This window comes from Paenibacillus pinihumi DSM 23905 = JCM 16419, from assembly GCF_000422505.1.
Lineage (GTDB): Bacteria > Bacillota > Bacilli > Paenibacillales > Paenibacillaceae > Paenibacillus_D > Paenibacillus_D pinihumi.
Map to the genome: position 1 here is coordinate 108,149 of NZ_KE383867.1, position 15,251 is coordinate 123,399.

15 protein-coding genes are annotated in these 15,251 nt (G+C 47.6%); 13 read left to right on the plus strand and 2 right to left on the minus strand.

Annotated features, from left to right (window positions below; translation table 11 throughout):
- Positions 1-74: 74 nt before the first annotated feature.
- The 4 genes from H583_RS0126475 to H583_RS0126490 are packed head-to-tail and all read left to right on the plus strand — an operon-like array spanning position 75 to position 3,841.
- Entirely contained in the window at positions 75-1,409 is a 1,335-nt protein-coding gene (locus H583_RS0126475; RefSeq protein WP_028563115.1) for a UDP-glucose dehydrogenase family protein, read from the plus strand.
- A 56-nt stretch (positions 1,410-1,465) separates the two neighbouring features.
- Positions 1,466-2,020 carry a dTDP-4-dehydrorhamnose 3,5-epimerase gene (rfbC, locus tag H583_RS0126480; protein ID WP_028563116.1) on the plus strand — a complete coding sequence of 185 codons (555 nt, stop codon included), beginning with the start codon at positions 1,466-1,468 and terminating at the stop codon, positions 2,018-2,020.
- On the plus strand, positions 2,017-2,886 hold the full coding sequence (gene rfbD, locus H583_RS0126485; protein ID WP_028563117.1) for a dTDP-4-dehydrorhamnose reductase: 870 nt from the start codon (positions 2,017-2,019) through the stop codon (positions 2,884-2,886). Before rfbC ends, rfbD begins: the two co-directional genes overlap by 4 nt.
- Before the next feature lie 22 nt (positions 2,887-2,908).
- Complete coding sequence (locus H583_RS0126490) at positions 2,909-3,841, plus strand: LCP family glycopolymer transferase (protein WP_028563118.1); 933 nt, start codon at positions 2,909-2,911, stop codon at positions 3,839-3,841.
- Here H583_RS0126490 and H583_RS0126495 read toward each other — a convergent pair.
- A complete protein-coding gene (locus H583_RS0126495) occupies positions 3,821-5,335 on the minus strand; it encodes a NosD domain-containing protein (RefSeq protein ID WP_028563119.1) in 1,515 nt (504 codons plus the stop codon). The two genes, H583_RS0126490 and H583_RS0126495, sit on opposite strands and share 21 nt — an antisense overlap.
- Positions 5,336-5,596: 261 nt before the next feature.
- Here H583_RS0126495 and H583_RS0126500 point away from each other — a divergent pair, with 261 nt between their 5' ends.
- From H583_RS0126500 to H583_RS0126535, 8 genes are all read left to right on the plus strand, one after another.
- Positions 5,597-6,844: a sulfotransferase family protein gene (locus H583_RS0126500; RefSeq protein ID WP_028563120.1), complete on the plus strand. Its 1,248-nt coding sequence runs from the start codon at positions 5,597-5,599 to the stop codon at positions 6,842-6,844.
- On the plus strand, positions 6,841-8,775 hold the full coding sequence (locus H583_RS0126505; protein ID WP_028563121.1) for an asparagine synthase-related protein: 1,935 nt from the start codon (positions 6,841-6,843) through the stop codon (positions 8,773-8,775). Before H583_RS0126500 ends, H583_RS0126505 begins: the two co-directional genes overlap by 4 nt.
- A 46-nt stretch (positions 8,776-8,821) precedes the next feature.
- Positions 8,822-8,986 (plus strand): paeninodin family lasso peptide, encoded by a 165-nt coding sequence (locus H583_RS36870; protein ID WP_154666005.1) that lies wholly within the window; start codon positions 8,822-8,824, stop codon positions 8,984-8,986.
- Positions 8,987-9,074: 88 nt separating this feature from the next.
- A complete protein-coding gene (locus tag H583_RS0126515; protein WP_028563122.1) occupies positions 9,075-10,031 on the plus strand; it encodes a phosphoenolpyruvate carboxykinase (ATP) in 957 nt (318 codons plus the stop codon).
- Entirely contained in the window at positions 10,021-10,314 is a 294-nt protein-coding gene (locus tag H583_RS0126520) for a lasso peptide biosynthesis PqqD family chaperone (protein WP_036711163.1), read from the plus strand. Before H583_RS0126515 ends, H583_RS0126520 begins: the two co-directional genes overlap by 11 nt.
- 15 nt (positions 10,315-10,329) lie before the next feature.
- Positions 10,330-10,788, plus strand: a complete 459-nt coding sequence (locus H583_RS0126525) for a lasso peptide biosynthesis B2 protein (RefSeq protein WP_036711165.1) — start codon at positions 10,330-10,332, stop codon at positions 10,786-10,788.
- Entirely contained in the window at positions 10,785-11,966 is a 1,182-nt protein-coding gene (locus H583_RS0126530; protein ID WP_036711166.1) for a nucleotidyltransferase domain-containing protein, read from the plus strand. Before H583_RS0126525 ends, H583_RS0126530 begins: the two co-directional genes overlap by 4 nt.
- Positions 11,967-11,977: 11 nt before the next feature.
- Positions 11,978-13,789: an ABC transporter ATP-binding protein gene (locus tag H583_RS0126535; protein ID WP_028563126.1), complete on the plus strand. Its 1,812-nt coding sequence runs from the start codon at positions 11,978-11,980 to the stop codon at positions 13,787-13,789.
- 120 nt (positions 13,790-13,909) lie between these two features.
- On the opposite strand, the gene cysC is transcribed toward H583_RS0126535, so the two are convergent.
- Positions 13,910-14,521 (minus strand): adenylyl-sulfate kinase, encoded by a 612-nt coding sequence (gene cysC, locus H583_RS0126540; protein WP_028563127.1) that lies wholly within the window; start codon positions 14,519-14,521, stop codon positions 13,910-13,912.
- A gap of 438 nt (positions 14,522-14,959) precedes the next feature.
- On the opposite strand from cysC, the gene H583_RS0126545 reads away from it, so the two are divergent.
- A complete protein-coding gene (locus tag H583_RS0126545) occupies positions 14,960-15,244 on the plus strand; it encodes a hypothetical protein (protein WP_028563128.1) in 285 nt (94 codons plus the stop codon).
- Positions 15,245-15,251: the final 7 nt, after the last annotated feature.

Sequence of the window (15,251 nt, forward strand, 5' to 3'; positions counted from 1 at the left end):
AGAAATACCAGCTGCCGCTCCGGGAACGAGCGGCTATTTGTGCTTTAAGAAATATATATAACGGGGTGTAGAGGATGAAGCTTACAGTTGTTGGTACAGGATATGTAGGTTTGGTATCAGGTGTATGCTTTGCGGAAATGGGCAATCATGTGATTTGTGTTGACAAGGATCAGGCGAAAGTGGAATTGCTGAAAAGTGGCACAGTACCTATTTATGAGCCGGGGCTGAAGGAACTGATGGACAATAATACGAAGGCCGGACGTCTCCGTTTTACTTGTGAGCTGGGCCAGGCAGTCCAAGAATCGGATGTTATTATTTTGGCTGTGGGTACTCCGTCGCTTCCAAGTGGTGAGGCAGACTTGCAATACATTGAACAAGCAGCCAGAGATATTGCATTCGCATTAAATGACTTTAAAATCATTATGACCAAAAGTACAGTCCCTGTAGGCACAAATGAAAAGGTTAAAGCGATAATCAGGAGCCACACTGACCAGGAATTTGAGATTGTGTCCGTTCCTGAATTTTTGCGTGAAGGTTCAGCAGTGAGAGATACTTTTCATCCTGACAGAATTGTAATTGGGGTCGAGAATCGAGAAGCTGTATTGGGAATTGTGGAGCTTCATCGCCCTCTTACTGAAAATATTATTGTTACAGATATTCGAAGTGCTGAAATGATCAAATATGCTTCAAATGCCTTTTTGGCCACCAAAATATCTTTTATTAATGAAATAGCAAATATTTGTGAAAAAGTAGGGGCGGATGTAACCAAGGTTGCAGAGGGAATGGGCTACGATAAACGAATTGGAGCCTCATTTCTTAATGCAGGCATAGGGTACGGAGGGTCATGCTTTCCCAAGGACACTCAGGCACTCATTCAAATCGCTGGAAATGTAGACTATGACTTCAAATTATTGAAGTCTGTTGTGGATGTGAATAACGGGCAGAGATTTAATATTATTCATAAGTTAAAGTCAACATTGGGCGATCTTTACGGGAAGACAATTGCTATTTGGGGTCTGGCCTTCAAGCCGGATACAGATGACGTGCGGGCAGCACCTGCCTTTGACATTATTAATTCTTTATTGCAACTGGGCGCATCGGTGAGGGCCTATGATCCGGTTGCAGCAGAAAACTTCAAGCGGTTAATCCAGCATGACAATCTTTATTACAGTGATAATGCCGAAGATGCTGCCAGACACGCCGATGCATTATGCATTGTAACCGAGTGGCGGGAATTCTCACAATTCTCATTGCAAGAGATTCGTTCTTGGCTAAAGGCTCCGAATCTGATTGACGGACGCAATATTTATACGGAGGAAGAGCTCTTGAATACTGATTTTGTCTACTATTCAGTAGGAAGACCTAAATTAAATAACGGAGTGAGAGAAGGAGCTCCTATTTTGTTATAACCGCCGTTACTAATTCCATACATCCTTGCATATAAAGCATACGAGGTGATATTTTTATGCAAAAATTAAATACGGGAATTGATGGGGTTTGGATTATAGAGCCAACAGTTCATCAGGATAACCGCGGTTTTTTCACAGAATCATACAGCAAAAAAAATTATGAAGCATTCGGAATCGTCCCTGAGTTTGTTCAAGACAATCATTCATTATCCAAAGAGGCAGGAACCTTGAGAGGACTCCATTACCAGTTGGATCCTTTTGCTCAGGGCAAGCTTGTGAGGGTATTAGCAGGTGCTATATATGATGTTGCTGTTGATATCCGAATTTCCTCTCCTACTTTTGGTCAATGGGTTGGCGTTATACTTAGTGGGGATAATCATCGGCAGCTCTGGATTCCTCCAGGATTTGCTCATGGTTTTTGTACGTTAATACCTAATACACAGGTTGCGTACAAAGTGGACCAATATTATAATGCCTCCGCGGATAGGGGGATAGCCTGGAATGATCCTGAGCTTGCTATTCCGTGGCCGATTAATAATCCTTTGTTATCTGGAAAAGACAACACGTATCAGCCCCTTTCGGCGATTGAGCGGAAGGAGCTATTTCTATGACCCGACCAGAAAGTGGGGAACGGATTTTGGTAACGGGGGCTGGCGGACAATTAGGAAAGGAACTTGTCAAACTCCTGAATGCTAAGGGCATAGAGGTCTATGGGCTAACCCGCAATCAACTGGATATTACAGACTGCGAAGAAGTTCATAGCCTTATAGATCAAATTAGTCCTACGACAGTTATTCATGCTGCTGCATATACGCAGGTTGACCGTGCGGAGTCTGAACCGGAAGTTGCATTCCGTTGTAACGCTATTGGTACCCGCAATGTAGCTGTAGCGGCGGCCAGAGTCGGGGCCAAATTAGTTTATTTAAGCACGGATTACGTATTTGACGGATATGGAAGCTCATCATACAACGAGTGGTCAGAGACATCACCCATTAATGTATATGGACAATCCAAGCTGGCAGGGGAAGAGTTTGTACAGCAGCATCATAATCGATTCTTCATTATCCGTACCTCATGGGTGTATGGAGCACATGGAAATAATTTCGTGAAGACTATGCTTAAGCTGGGTGCGGAACATGGAGCAGTGAGAGTGGTCGAGGATCAAGTTGGTTCGCCAACCTACACTTATGATCTTGCATCGACAATCATAGCCATGCTGAAAACGGAAAAGTACGGTCTTTATCATGTATCCAATACAGGGCATTGCAGTTGGTTTGAATTCGCCCAGGAAATTTTTAAACAAGCTAAGATGGAGGTTCAAGTAACGCCTATCCCGACTTCTGCCATGCCGCGGCCTGCTGCTCGACCTGCTTATTCCGTTATGGAGCCCTTTATGCTCAGGCTGAATGATCTCCCTTTATTGCCTTCCTGGCAGCAAGCTTTACAGCATTATTTGCTAAATAACCACACCGACTAATGTTATAGAGGGAGAATGAATTATGAAACGTTGGATGAAAATTTCAATCTGTGTTTGCATTGTGCTCGTATTTGGAATTGCCGGGACGCTCCTTTATTTGAACCGGGCAGTAAACACAATGGCGAAGCAGATGTATGAGCCGCTGGCTCTTGAAGACCGTTCTCCTTCAACTCTTAACATGGCAACGTTAGATAGGGCTTCAGAGGATACTCTGAAGCCTTTCATTGTGCTTCTTATCGGAGTGGATGAACGACAAAAGGATAGTGGACGTTCAGATAGTCTTATGCTGCTGGCGGTCAACCCTGCCAAGGAGTCTATTCTTATGTTTAATATTCCGCGAGATACAAGAACGAATATTATTGGGCGTGGAATAGAAGACAAAATTAACCATGCATATGCTTTTGGGGGTACAGAGATGTCTGTGCGGACGGTTGAAAGTTTTATCAACTTTCCAATCGACTATTATATTAAGGTTAATATGGAGGGGCTTGTACACCTGGTAGACAGTGTTGGAGGGATTGAAGTGGAGAACCATTTCCCATTCAGCTACAATGGTTTTAGCTTTGAGAAAGGAATTTTGGCATTGAATGGAGAGAAAGCGCTTTCTTATTCGCGAATGCGCTTTGATGATCCGCGTGGAGACTTGGGCCGCAATGAGCGACAGCGCGAGATCATCAAAGCACTTGTTCGGCAGAGCATAACATGGAAAAGTTTAACAAATTTACAATCGATTATGGATGAAATTGGTCAATCCGTTAAAACGAATATGCAGTTTGAGATGATGAAGGAAATTTTCTTATCTTATCGACCCAAGATTAAAGAAGTAAGCAGTCTGGAGATTGAGGGAAGAGGCCAAAAGATTAATAGTATTTATTATTTTATTGTAGATGAATCTACTCGTATCTCAGTCCATAACAAGCTGGCTAATTTTATGTCAGTTGAAGGTGGGTTGTAAGATAATTTCTTCAATTTTGATTGTCTCAGCGGTACCATCATGAACGATAAAACGAAAAAACAGTTTGGTCACCCCACGCGTACTTTGTAAGAATACAATATGTGATGAAAGTTCATCAGTAGAACCAAAGGCAAATTTTCGATTATATAGCAGGGACCCATTTTCATCATCAGCCCGAATTTCACAAAAGCCTTCTTTTGACACATCTCTGCCCCGTATTAACACGGTGTAATAGAAGTTTCTGGGGCTGAGATGGTCCATGACGATGTCTACGGCTAAATTAGAGCGAAAAGGAACCTCAATATTCGACTTTATTGTCCAGTTGGTTGACACAGTGGACGGTTCCCAAGGAAATTCCCCTAGAGCAATTTGATTGTTTAAGAAGCGTGGGTTTTTGGAGTTGAATATAAGAGGATCAATTTCCCTTGTTTTTACTAAAGGGTGATTAGGTACTGGGAATGTTGTACTATTGTCTTTCCATAAAATGAAATACTTTGGTTCTAAGTATGGATTTCCCCGATATTTTTTATAGCGGCTTGTTTTAATATCGATTATAAATTCAGCATGTTTAAAATTACAGCGGTTATGGGAAACTACCGAGCCATACCCGACATCGATTGTCATAAGGGGGGTTGTCGGTGCAACATCTCCCATCTTCGTCACATTAAAGCGGTTGCCGGTAATCAGATTGGAAAAATCACCAAAGATTCTGAGAAATTCACAGGCAGATTTGTCTGCCTCAAAGAAGTTGTCAGTGATGGTATGAGCATCCCCGTCAGGAATGACAATTTGTCCCCTGCGTGCATTGCCTACAATTTCATTATGATTGATTGAGCATTGGGAGCCATAGTTTTGACCGCCTCCCCGTTTGGTTGTCAAATAGACTGCGATTGCATTCTGTGTAATTCTATTATTATTGATTTCGGTATGGTCACAGCCTTCCAAGTACAAAGGGATTCCAAATTGGGTAATAAAGTTGTCTCTGACAACCAGGTTAAATATTTTTGCTCCCCAAATTGCAATCCCGTAAGCTTCCAGTTCACTTTGGTCAGGTACAATATCCGTGTTGTAGTTGGGGTCTTCTGTAGAACTGTATTTTCCCTCAAAGTAACAATTTCGGACAAACACATTAAATAATGCAGGTTGTTGGCTCCAAACACTACCATAATCTCCTTCCCTGTTATACTTAATGCCAAACTTTGAACGAATATAAAGGTGCTCGAATCCTTCCGCCTGATTGACATTGTTGCTGCCAAGAGCAGGCTGGATAACAAAGGCGTAGACATTATCATTCGTATTTCGGATTTTCACACTCCGTGTAGATCCCGTGACTTTTGTAGTAGGGTCTATTCTTATGGATTGACTGATTACATATTCACTTACTTTATAGGGAATTATGAGTGTTTTGCCAACTGCGTTATCAGCTGCCCTTTGAATACGGAGTGTATCATCTGCTTCGGTTGCGATTCTGGGAAAGTCTGCAACATTAACCAATATGATTCACACACCTTTCAAGTTGGGTAAAACCCGGGTTTATGAAGCAAAAGTCTCCCTGCTTAATATTTACGGTAGTATATATTCTTAGAATTATTGTAAAATACCACAAGATTTTGTCAGACAAGCTTCTTGTGGTACATCTAAAGGCCTAAACATGCTTACAAAAAAAAGAAAAAATTTTTAAAAACATAGTTACAAATTGTATCATTTGATGTATAATTGAAACAGATAGTAACATTCAGTGAAGGGGCGTTAGGTTTGATCAAACAGGATGGCAGCAATCTGATTTTCCTGCTTTGCACGCCGCGCAGCGGGAGCTCGTTGGCGACCGTTATGCTGCAAAACCACAGCAAGGTGTTTGCCACGCAGGAAATGTGGTTTCTGATGAGCCTATATGATTTGAAGCTGGCGCCTTACCGCCCCTACGGAGGGACGGGAATTATTAAGCAGTTTTTTAACGGGATGCTTCCCGAGGCTGCTTATGAGCAGGCTTGCCGGTCATTTGCGATAGAGGTCTACAACAGCCTGCTCAAAAGCGGAACAGCCGAAAAGGTCATTGATAAATCGCCAAGGTATTATTATCTGCTGGAGTTCCTGGATCAGCTCTTCCCAAACTCCAAGCGAATATGGCTCATACGGAACCCGCTGTCGGTTATCGCTTCCTATAAGAAAGTTAACCAGCATGTCCGGGACCGCTTTGATCTCAAAAGCGAGCTGATGCAGCCAAAATTCAATATCAAGATGGCGGATATAACCGTTGGCTTATTCCGTTATTTGGATTATTTCAGCAAGCCGCATCCCCATACATATCGATTGTATTACGAGCAATTGGCTGTTAATCCGAAGGAAGAACTGATGAAGCTTTGCGAGTTTTTGGAGATATCTTATGAAGAAGGACTGGAGCGGTATGGCGACTTCATGGATGAGCCGAAATCAGAGCTGTTCTTCAGTATGGGAGTCGGTGATCCCTTTGTAGGGCAGCATGCAGAGCCGCATACAGATTCCCTCGATAACTGGAAGGAAATACTCGACCGGGAGGAGACGGAGCTGTATTGCCGGGCAATCGGTGCCCGGGTCTTCCATGAGTTGGGGTACAGCAAGCAGCTTGAGGATGCTGAAACCTGGACGGGTGCACGATTTGACATGGAGCCAGACCATGAATTGCTGGACCTTCGCCGCAAGCAGCTTGCAGAAGCGACGGGTTGCCAGTGGCAGGAGAATTACCGGATCAGCAGTGAAGCATCAGCTATTGTGGCTTCAGCTTCAGCACCAAAGACAGCTCAAGAGGCGGGCAGCGAGGCCGAAGCAGAGATTGTCCGTCTGCAGATGACGCTGAGGGCATTGGACCGGCGGTTGGAAAAAAGCTATGCCAATCAGAAGCGGCTTCAGCTGCAGCTGGATCATATGCGGGCCAAAGTCAACCGTGTTAAATCTTTTATCCCGTTCGGAAACCGTCTGTCACGGTGGGCGTCAGCCTATCTGGCTTCCGGGGGGCAGAAGAAATGAGCGCAATTGCAGGTGTGTTCGGTATAAATGGGGAAGAGCTGCGGCCGGATGCAGGAGATAATCTGTTTCTGGCGTTGAACCACTACGCGGGTGATACCTTTCAACACTGGCGTGGGGAGCAGGCTGCTCTTGGCTGCCGGGTACAATGGCTGACCCCAGAGGCTGTTGGGGCGGCTAACCCGTATCATGATCCCGATAGCGGACTGACGGTAGTTGCTGATGCGATTCTCGACAACCGGGATGAACTGTTCGACAAGCTGCACGTTCATCCTCAGGGGCGCATCCGGATGAGCGACCAGGAGCTGATTCTGCTTGCCTTTCTTAAATGGGGAGAAGAAGCACCGGTTCATCTGCTTGGTGATTTTGTCTTTGCCATCTGGGATGAGCGCAACCGGAGGCTGTTCGGCGCAAGGGATTTATGCGGCAACCGGACATTGTACTATCATGCCGGAGCTCAAATTTTTGCCTTTTGCAGTGCGATCGCGCCGTTGCGTGAGCTGTCTGGGCTCGGGAAAGAACTGAACGAGAACTGGCTGTCGGAATTTTTGGCAATTCCGGTCATGTTTGAGTCTACAGACCTTCAGGCAACCGCCTTTTCCGGTATCTGTCAGCTTCCACCCGCTCACTCTATAGTAGTGGACAGCAGGCAGGCCAGGGTCACCCGGTATGGCACCCTGCTGCCGGAGCGCAAGCTCAGCTTGTCGTCCAACGGTGAATATGAGGAGGCATTCCGTGAAGTCGTGAAGCAGGCGGTCCGCTGCAGGGTGCGCACACACCAGCAGGTAGGCGCCACCTTGAGCGGGGGGCTTGATTCTGGTGTTGTGTCGAGCTATGCGGCACGTGAGCTTAAGGGACAGGGAAAACTGCTGCATACATTCAGCCATGTCCCGTCACCTGATTTTGTGGACTGGACAGCCAGGAACCGTGCGGCTGATGAGTCGCCCTATATTAGGGAGACGATTTCGCATGTTGGAAATATGACGGCCAATTACATAGATGTCCCTGGCGAGAGTCCCCTTACGGGAGTCGATGACTGGCTGGATATCCTTGAAATGCCGTATAAATACTTTGAAAATTCCTATTGGATTAAAGGAATTTATGAACAGGCTCACAAGCAGGGAATCGGTATTTTGCTTACAGGAGCCAAAGGCAATAATACCATCTCATGGGGGCCGACGCTGGATTACCTGGCTTCCCTGGTCAAGCGGCTGCATTGGATTAAATTCTATCGGGAGCTCAAGCTTTTTGGAAGGAAGCGGGGGATTCGCAGGTCGAGGCTGATGTCCTTGATCGGCAGGCAGATTTTCCCGTGGCTCTCACGTTCATCCGGGCCCGGTGATGAAATGCCGCTCCTGATTAATCCTGATTTTGCCCGGCGCACCGGAGTATTGGCACGTCTGAGGCAATCCGGAATCAGCCTTGATAATGGCTCCTCCTCCAATGCTACCGAAGCAAGGAGAAGGCATTTTGAGAATCTGGCTATCCATAACATGACCGGGAATAAATCCAGCAAGTTGTCCCTCCGTTTTGGCATATGGGAACGCGATCCGACCTTTGATGTGCGAGTCGTGCGGTTCTGTCTGTCCATTCCGGTGGAGCAGTATATGCAGCAAGGCCTTGACAGGGCGCTTGTCCGCAGGGCAACAGTGAATGATTTGCCGGATACCGTCCGGTTGAACCAGCGTGTCCGGGGAGTTCAGGGAGCAGACTGGCTTCACCGCATGCTGCCCGCGTGGCCCGCTTTATTGGAAGAACTGGAGAAGCTCTGCACCGATGATCGTGCAGCCTCCTATATGGATGTGAGCCAGATTAGAAAGGCGATGACAGAGGCAGGTGCGCCATCTGTCCGGGATGCATTTGACCCTGCACCGCGTTTTCTCATGCGGAGTCTGATTATGTACCGCTTCTTGAAGCGGTACCAGACCGGGTAAATGGCTGTCTGCCTTTAGGAACAGCCTGAAAGGAGGTGAACAAACCATGAGCAAAAAAGTATGGGAACAGCCAAAGCTCGAAGTGCTCGATGTTAGCATGACGATGCATGGAAAAGGAAGAAAGTATGTTGACTTTGTATCTCCAAGCGATTTGGATATCACAGACGATAAGCCCGAAACACCAATCCCTTGGGAGCCAAGCAGATCGTAATTATTTGTTTATCCCGTGTTTGGCCCTTCACATGCTATTGTGTAAGGGCCTGATTTTACCATAGCCGTTCAATCGAGAGGTGAAGCAAGTGGATTCAAAATTGCACCGGTACACGGTCTTTGGTCTATCCTTAATAAGCGAATTTCCGCTCCCTGAGTTGATTTGTCAGTCAACCGAAGTGGAGGTTAACGATTCAAGCGCACAGATTGAAATTCGAAGAGCAGATTTGGTACAGGCGTGGGACCATGCACAGAAATGGAACCCTTATACAGCTTTGTACGGGGATCAGGTTCTGTTCTATATTCCGGACATTGGCTATTTAGGGGTAGAGAAGGGTCGGTATATTCACGTATCGCCTTTTGCATGCTGCTGTGAAGATCAGCTCCGATTGTACCTTCTGGGATCGTGCATGGGGGCATTGCTGCCTCAGCGAGGCATTCTTCCGCTGCACGGCAGTGCAGTAGTTGTCAACGGCAAAGCCTATGCCTTCTGTGGGGAATCCGGGGCAGGCAAGTCTACTTTGGCAGCTGTGTTTACACAGCGGGGATACCGCATACTGACTGATGATGTCATTGCTGTCTCTTTCACAGAGCATGGCCACCCGGCTGTCATTCCGTCTTACCCGCAGCAAAAGCTTTGGCAGGCAAGTCTGGACCAACTCGGCATGAACGGAAAAGGCTATTCTTCTTTATATGCCGAAACGGATAAGTTTGCTGTTCCGGTACGTGACAGCTTTGAGCACCAGCAGGTGCCTCTAGCCGGTTTTTTTGAACTGGAGCACAATGAAAGTTTGGCAGGTACAGAGCCGAACTGTACGAAATTGTCAGGGCTGATGGGCATGCCGCTTCTATTTGCCCATACGTACCGTAATTTTCTGGTGCCGATGATGGGACTTGGACAGTGGCATTTTGATTTTACGGCCCGTCTGGCAGGCAGATTGCAAATGGCAAAGTTTCAGAGAGGATCAGGTGCATTCACTGCTCACATGATAGCAGACCAAATCTTGCAATTGGTAAAGGAAGGGGAGCCATACCATGTCAGTTAGTATGATTCAATTGGAGGACCTGATACAACAGGAGCAAGGGAACCTGGTAAGTGATATGGACGGGGAAAAAGTCATGATGAGCATTAGTTCCGGAAAATATTTTAATCTTGGCTCCATGGGCGGCGTGATTTGGGAGAGTATTGCTCCTGGACAGACGGTAAAGCAGTTAATTGATGATTTAACAGACCGCTATGAAGTCGGGCGCGAAGAGTGCCAGACCCAGGTACTGGGCTTCCTGCAGCAGCTGAAGCAGGAGGGGCTGATCAGCCTCCGGCATAGTTGAGGGAGGATTACGCCCGTGTGGAGAAAATGGAAACGGTACGCCTCCCTGAGCGGGGAGCATAAGCGGCTCTTGCTGGAGGCTTTCCTTTACTTAGGCTGGGCTCGAATACTGAAAGCTTTGCCCTTCTCCAAGGTGGCCCCGACTTTGGGTCAGCATATGGCAGAAACAACAGAACAGCCTAATCACGTTCATGCCCCAATGATCAAGCAGGTCTCCTTCGCTGTGCAGTTCATGAGCCGCCACACCTGGTGGGAAAGCCAATGTATGGTGAAAGCAATTGCTGCCATGCGCATGCTGGAGCGCCGCAAGATTGAAAGCACGCTCTATATGGGGATGGGACGGGATGAAAAGGGGAAGCTCGTGGCGCATGCATGGCTGCGCAGTGGCCCGTTTTATATTACCGGAGCGGAAGGAAGGGAGCGCTACACCTGTGTAGCCATGTTCGCCCGGCAGATGGAGGGAAGCGTCAAATGAGCTCGCAATGGGACATTCAAACACATACCTGGTCAAGAGAACTGGAATTGATGCTCCAACTTATGAAACTGTATGAGGAGAAAGAAGCAGCACATCAAGTCAGGGATTGGCTTAACGATATCGATTGGAATCAATTCGTGGAACTGGTCAGGCATCACCGAGTCTTTCCGACCGTATATGCGGCCATGAAAAAGCTGCCGCCGGAATTGATTCCAGCCGATGTCATTGAAGCGATTTCCCGGGATTGTACTCACAATACCTTTAAAATGCTGCAGCTGACTGCTGAACTGAAGCAGGTAGCGGAACTGATGGCTGGTGAGAATATCCGCATGCTGATACTCAAGGGGCCGCTGCTGGCGCAAGAGCTGTACGGCGATGTTTCCATGCGCACCTCCAAGGATCTGGATGTTTTGATTCCGGTAGAGGATGTGGATTGTGCAGAGGCGGTATTATTGCAGCAGGGCTATGTCATCAAAGATCAGAAGCTGCGCCTGATTAATGACTGGAAGTGGAAGGATCATCATCAATCCTATTATCACCCCCATAAGCAAATTCAGGTGGAACTCCATTGGCGGCTGCATCCCGACAGCGGACCGGAGAGCAGCTTTGAGGAGCTGTGGAGCCGGCGTAGAACGAGTAAACTGACAGGCTATCCGATTTATAATATGGGCAAGGAAGAAATGATGGATTATCTGATTACTCACGGCGCCCGGCATGCCTGGTTCAGATTGCGCTGGTTATCCGATATTGACCGGATGATTCGGAACGGAATGGATTACGAGCGGTTGATAAAGCTGTTCTATCGAAATGGCAGTCATAACCTGGGGGGGCAGGCGCTATTGCTCGCTTCGACTTTTTTGGGAACGCCGGTGCCGTATATTTTCCAACCGCTGTATTCGGGCAGAAAATCCCGCAAGCTGGCCTCTCAGGCCGCCTTTTTTATGCAGAATAGGGTTCAGATATGTCCGGAACCGACGGAGGATATCGCCGGGCAGTACAAAAGCTATATGCTGTCTCTGAAATCCTGGCGGCAAAGGATAGCCTACCTTCTTCGCAGGCTGTATCCGAGCTCCAGAGATGCCGAAGTGCTTCCGTTACCCAGAGGACTGCATTTTCTATACTTCCCGTTGCGTCCTTTTCTGTGGTTTTACAGGCGGGTCAGACAGTCCTATTCCTAAGGGGAGATGCTATGAAGCCGATACTATTATATTTCAAGAAGCTGCATATCTTTGCCGGAGCAAAGCTGTATATCAACATGCTGCTTGCGCTCTTGATCAGTTTCTTCGACAGCCTGGGCATCCTGCTCATTTTGCCAATGCTAAGCGTGATCGGGTTTGCCAACAGCAGCGCAACTGAGCTTCCGATTATCTCAGAGATGATGAAACCGCTGTCGGATCTTCCATCTTCAGCGAGTCTGCCCCTGGTACTTGGCGCGTATGTCTTGATTCTATCTGTGACGGGGCTGCTCCAGCGCCATCAATCGGTGGTTGGGGTTCAAATCCACCAAGGCTTCATTCGCTATCTTCGCCTGGATACATACCGGACCATAATCGAATCGGACTGGAGTTTTTTCCTGAAACAGCGCAAATCCGATTTCCAGCATATCCTCACCTCTGAACTGGCGCGGGTCAGCCAGGGGACACAGCTGTTTCTGAATCTTGCCAAATCTCTCATTTTCACTGCAATCCAGATCGGGCTGGCGTTTCTCCTGTCACCTGTACTTACGGTACTGGTACTCTTGAGCGGGCTGCTGCTTGCTGTTTTCTCCCGCCGTTTTGTGCGAAATGCCAAGCAGCTTGGCGACCGGACCTCCGAGCTGTCGCAAAATTATTTCCTTGGGATTACCGATCATTTTAATGGCATGAAGGAAATGAAAAGCAACCGCATGGAGCAGTCGCATCTGAACTGGTTTCAGGGACTTTGCATGAGAATGGAACAGAATATGGTCCGGTTTACGAGACTCCAGGCGACGACGCAGCTCTACTACAAGCTGGCCTCTGCCGTAATGATCGCTATTTTTGTATTTGTGTCTGTGCAGGTGCTTCAGGTGCAGACGGGACAAATGCTGCTAATCGTGCTGATTTTGGCCAGACTATGGCCCCGCTTTTCCTCCATTCAGTCCAATGTCGAGCAGATTTATTCCTCCGTTCCCGCATTCAACAGCCTGATAGAGTTGAGGGCGGAATGCAAGGCTGCACGGGAACTGGATTTGCAGCAGCAGGCCTGCTCCAATATTGATCCGCTTCCACTCAAGGAGGCGCTGGAATGCCGTAATGTGTATTTCCGCTATAACCGCAATGAGGCAGCGTGTGCGCTGCGCAATATTAACCTTCGTATTCCTTCCGGCAGCCTGACGGCAATTGTCGGCAAATCCGGAGCAGGGAAGAGTACCCTCATAGATATGCTTATGGGCATGATTCAGCCGGAAAGAGGGGAAGTTGCTGTGGACGGGAAGCCATTGACACCGGAGCGGCTATCTTCATTCAGAGCCTCTGTCAGCTATGTCGCACAGGACCCGTTTCTGTTCCATTCCTCAATCCGTGAGAACATGATGCTTGTAAAGCCTGAGGCGACAGAGGCTGAAATATGGGAAGCCTTGCAATTTTCAGCTTCGGATGAATTCGTGCGACGGCTGCCGCAGGGGCTGGATACAGTGCTTGGAGACCGGGGGATCCGGCTGTCCGGGGGGGAACGCCAGCGGATTGTTCTCGCCCGGGCCATTCTGCGCAAGCCTTCAATTTTAATTCTGGATGAGGCCACCAGCGCACTTGATCTGGAGAATGAGGCCAAAATTCGTACAGCGATTGACCAATTAAAAGGGAAGATGACCATTATTGTCATCGCCCACCGCTTGTCTACCATTCGCAACGCCGATCAGGTGCTGGTGATGGAGCAGGGGGAACTGATCCAGCAGGGCGGCTATCAGCAGCTGTCCAGCGACAGCAAAGGTCGCTTCAGCAAGCTGCTGCATATGCAGGCCGAGCACACGCTTCAGCCCTAACTAATCACTTTACCGGCATTTCACGCAAAACAAAAGCTGCCGTCCGCTACGGACGGCAGCTTGCTATGTATATACCCTGCCCCTTTCACTCCTCATATGCATCCAATCCGGTATCGTCCGTCAGGATTTCAAATTCAGAATCCCCTTCTGATCGAGATAGTCAATCAGCAGCTGAACTGAATCTTCCACTGAAAGTTCCTCTGTATCCATGACAATCGAAGGTGAACGGGGGATATCATATCCGGCGGATATACCCGTAAAGTTTGGAATTTCACCGCTGCGGGCCTTCTTGTACAGCCCTTTCGGATCTCTTCTCTCACATTCCTCCAGAGAGCACTTGACATAGATTTCGATAAAATCTTCCGGTGCAAATAATTGTCGTACCATCTCGCGATCCTCTTCATGCGGGGAGATGAAGGCGGACAGGACAATCAGTCCCGCATCGACGAGCAATTTCGACACTTCCCCGATCCGGCGTATATTCTCCTTGCGATCCTCGGGGGTGAAGCCCAGATCACGGTTTAAACCGTGGCGGATATTATCGCCGTCGAGCACATAGACCGCTTTGCCCAGGGCATAAAGCTCCTGTTCCAGGGCGAAGGCGAGTGTGGATTTTCCGGAGCCCGAGAGTCCGGTAAACCATAGGGTGCAGCTGTTATGGCCGTTGCGACGGGAGCGCTCCTGCCTATTCAAGGTGGAGGACTGCCATGTGATATGGGATGCAGACTGCATCTGGTAACGCCTCCCTGTGTAGTAATTTTTAATATATTTTCAAATATATTCTATCACAATTCGAGCTGGGTTAACAGATTTACAGAGAATCGAAAGAGCGGGTGCTCTACCTCGGATAAATCCAGAATTCTACGCGAAACGACGCCGCCTGCAGAATACAGTCAGCAGCCTCGGGTTTATGCAGCTTTTTAGCAGAATGTGGTTCTATTTGGATTCTTGTCCTCATAAGCTAAGACAGGATAAGAAAACAGGGAGCACTTCTAACAACCTGATTTCGTTAAAATCAAACAATCTGACAACAAAAATGACAAATTTTTCATCACCTGTCTTGACAAAATTCGCTATTTGTCATAAATTAAATGTACAAAGATACGAATTGTAACATACCAATTATAATGATACATTTAGTAGTTGTCCAGAAAAAGGAGAGCGGGAAGAATGTCTAATTCAGAACTGTATTATTGTGTTGTGTGCAAAAAGCTGGAACAGATTAATGAGGCTCATCAATTGTTCCGTACCGGGTTTTTCCGTGTGGTCCACCCGTTGGGATGCTGCGTTGCCTGCCAGGAAGTGCTGGAAAACCGGGCTGTTATGCCGGGAGATTCTGCTGCCCAGGACAGCACGGATGAAATTCCGATTCTCGATGATGCCAAGCCCTATCGTGACCAGACCCGGCTGTTCAATGACAAATACAGTTCCGAATCTTATATGCTGATATCCTGATGATTCC

What these genes read in the sequence shown, in the direction of transcription:
- H583_RS0126475 (WP_028563115.1), top strand. Translation starts at nt 75, where the DNA reads ATGAAGCTTACAGTTGTTGGTACAGGATATGTAGGTTTGGTATCAGGT.
- H583_RS0126535 (WP_028563126.1), top strand. Translation starts at nt 11,978, where the DNA reads ATGAAGCCGATACTATTATATTTCAAGAAGCTGCATATCTTTGCCGGA.
- H583_RS0126490 (WP_028563118.1), top strand. Translation starts at nt 2,909, where the DNA reads ATGAAACGTTGGATGAAAATTTCAATCTGTGTTTGCATTGTGCTCGTA.
- H583_RS36870 (WP_154666005.1), top strand. Translation starts at nt 8,822, where the DNA reads ATGAGCAAAAAAGTATGGGAACAGCCAAAGCTCGAAGTGCTCGATGTT.
- cysC (WP_028563127.1), bottom strand. Translation starts at nt 14,521, where the DNA reads ATGCAGTCTGCATCCCATATCACATGGCAGTCCTCCACCTTGAATAGG.
- rfbD (WP_028563117.1), top strand. Translation starts at nt 2,017, where the DNA reads ATGACCCGACCAGAAAGTGGGGAACGGATTTTGGTAACGGGGGCTGGC.
- H583_RS0126545 (WP_028563128.1), top strand. Translation starts at nt 14,960, where the DNA reads ATGTCTAATTCAGAACTGTATTATTGTGTTGTGTGCAAAAAGCTGGAA.
- rfbC (WP_028563116.1), top strand. Translation starts at nt 1,466, where the DNA reads ATGCAAAAATTAAATACGGGAATTGATGGGGTTTGGATTATAGAGCCA.
- H583_RS0126505 (WP_028563121.1), top strand. Translation starts at nt 6,841, where the DNA reads ATGAGCGCAATTGCAGGTGTGTTCGGTATAAATGGGGAAGAGCTGCGG.
- H583_RS0126530 (WP_036711166.1), top strand. Translation starts at nt 10,785, where the DNA reads ATGAGCTCGCAATGGGACATTCAAACACATACCTGGTCAAGAGAACTG.
- H583_RS0126520 (WP_036711163.1), top strand. Translation starts at nt 10,021, where the DNA reads ATGTCAGTTAGTATGATTCAATTGGAGGACCTGATACAACAGGAGCAA.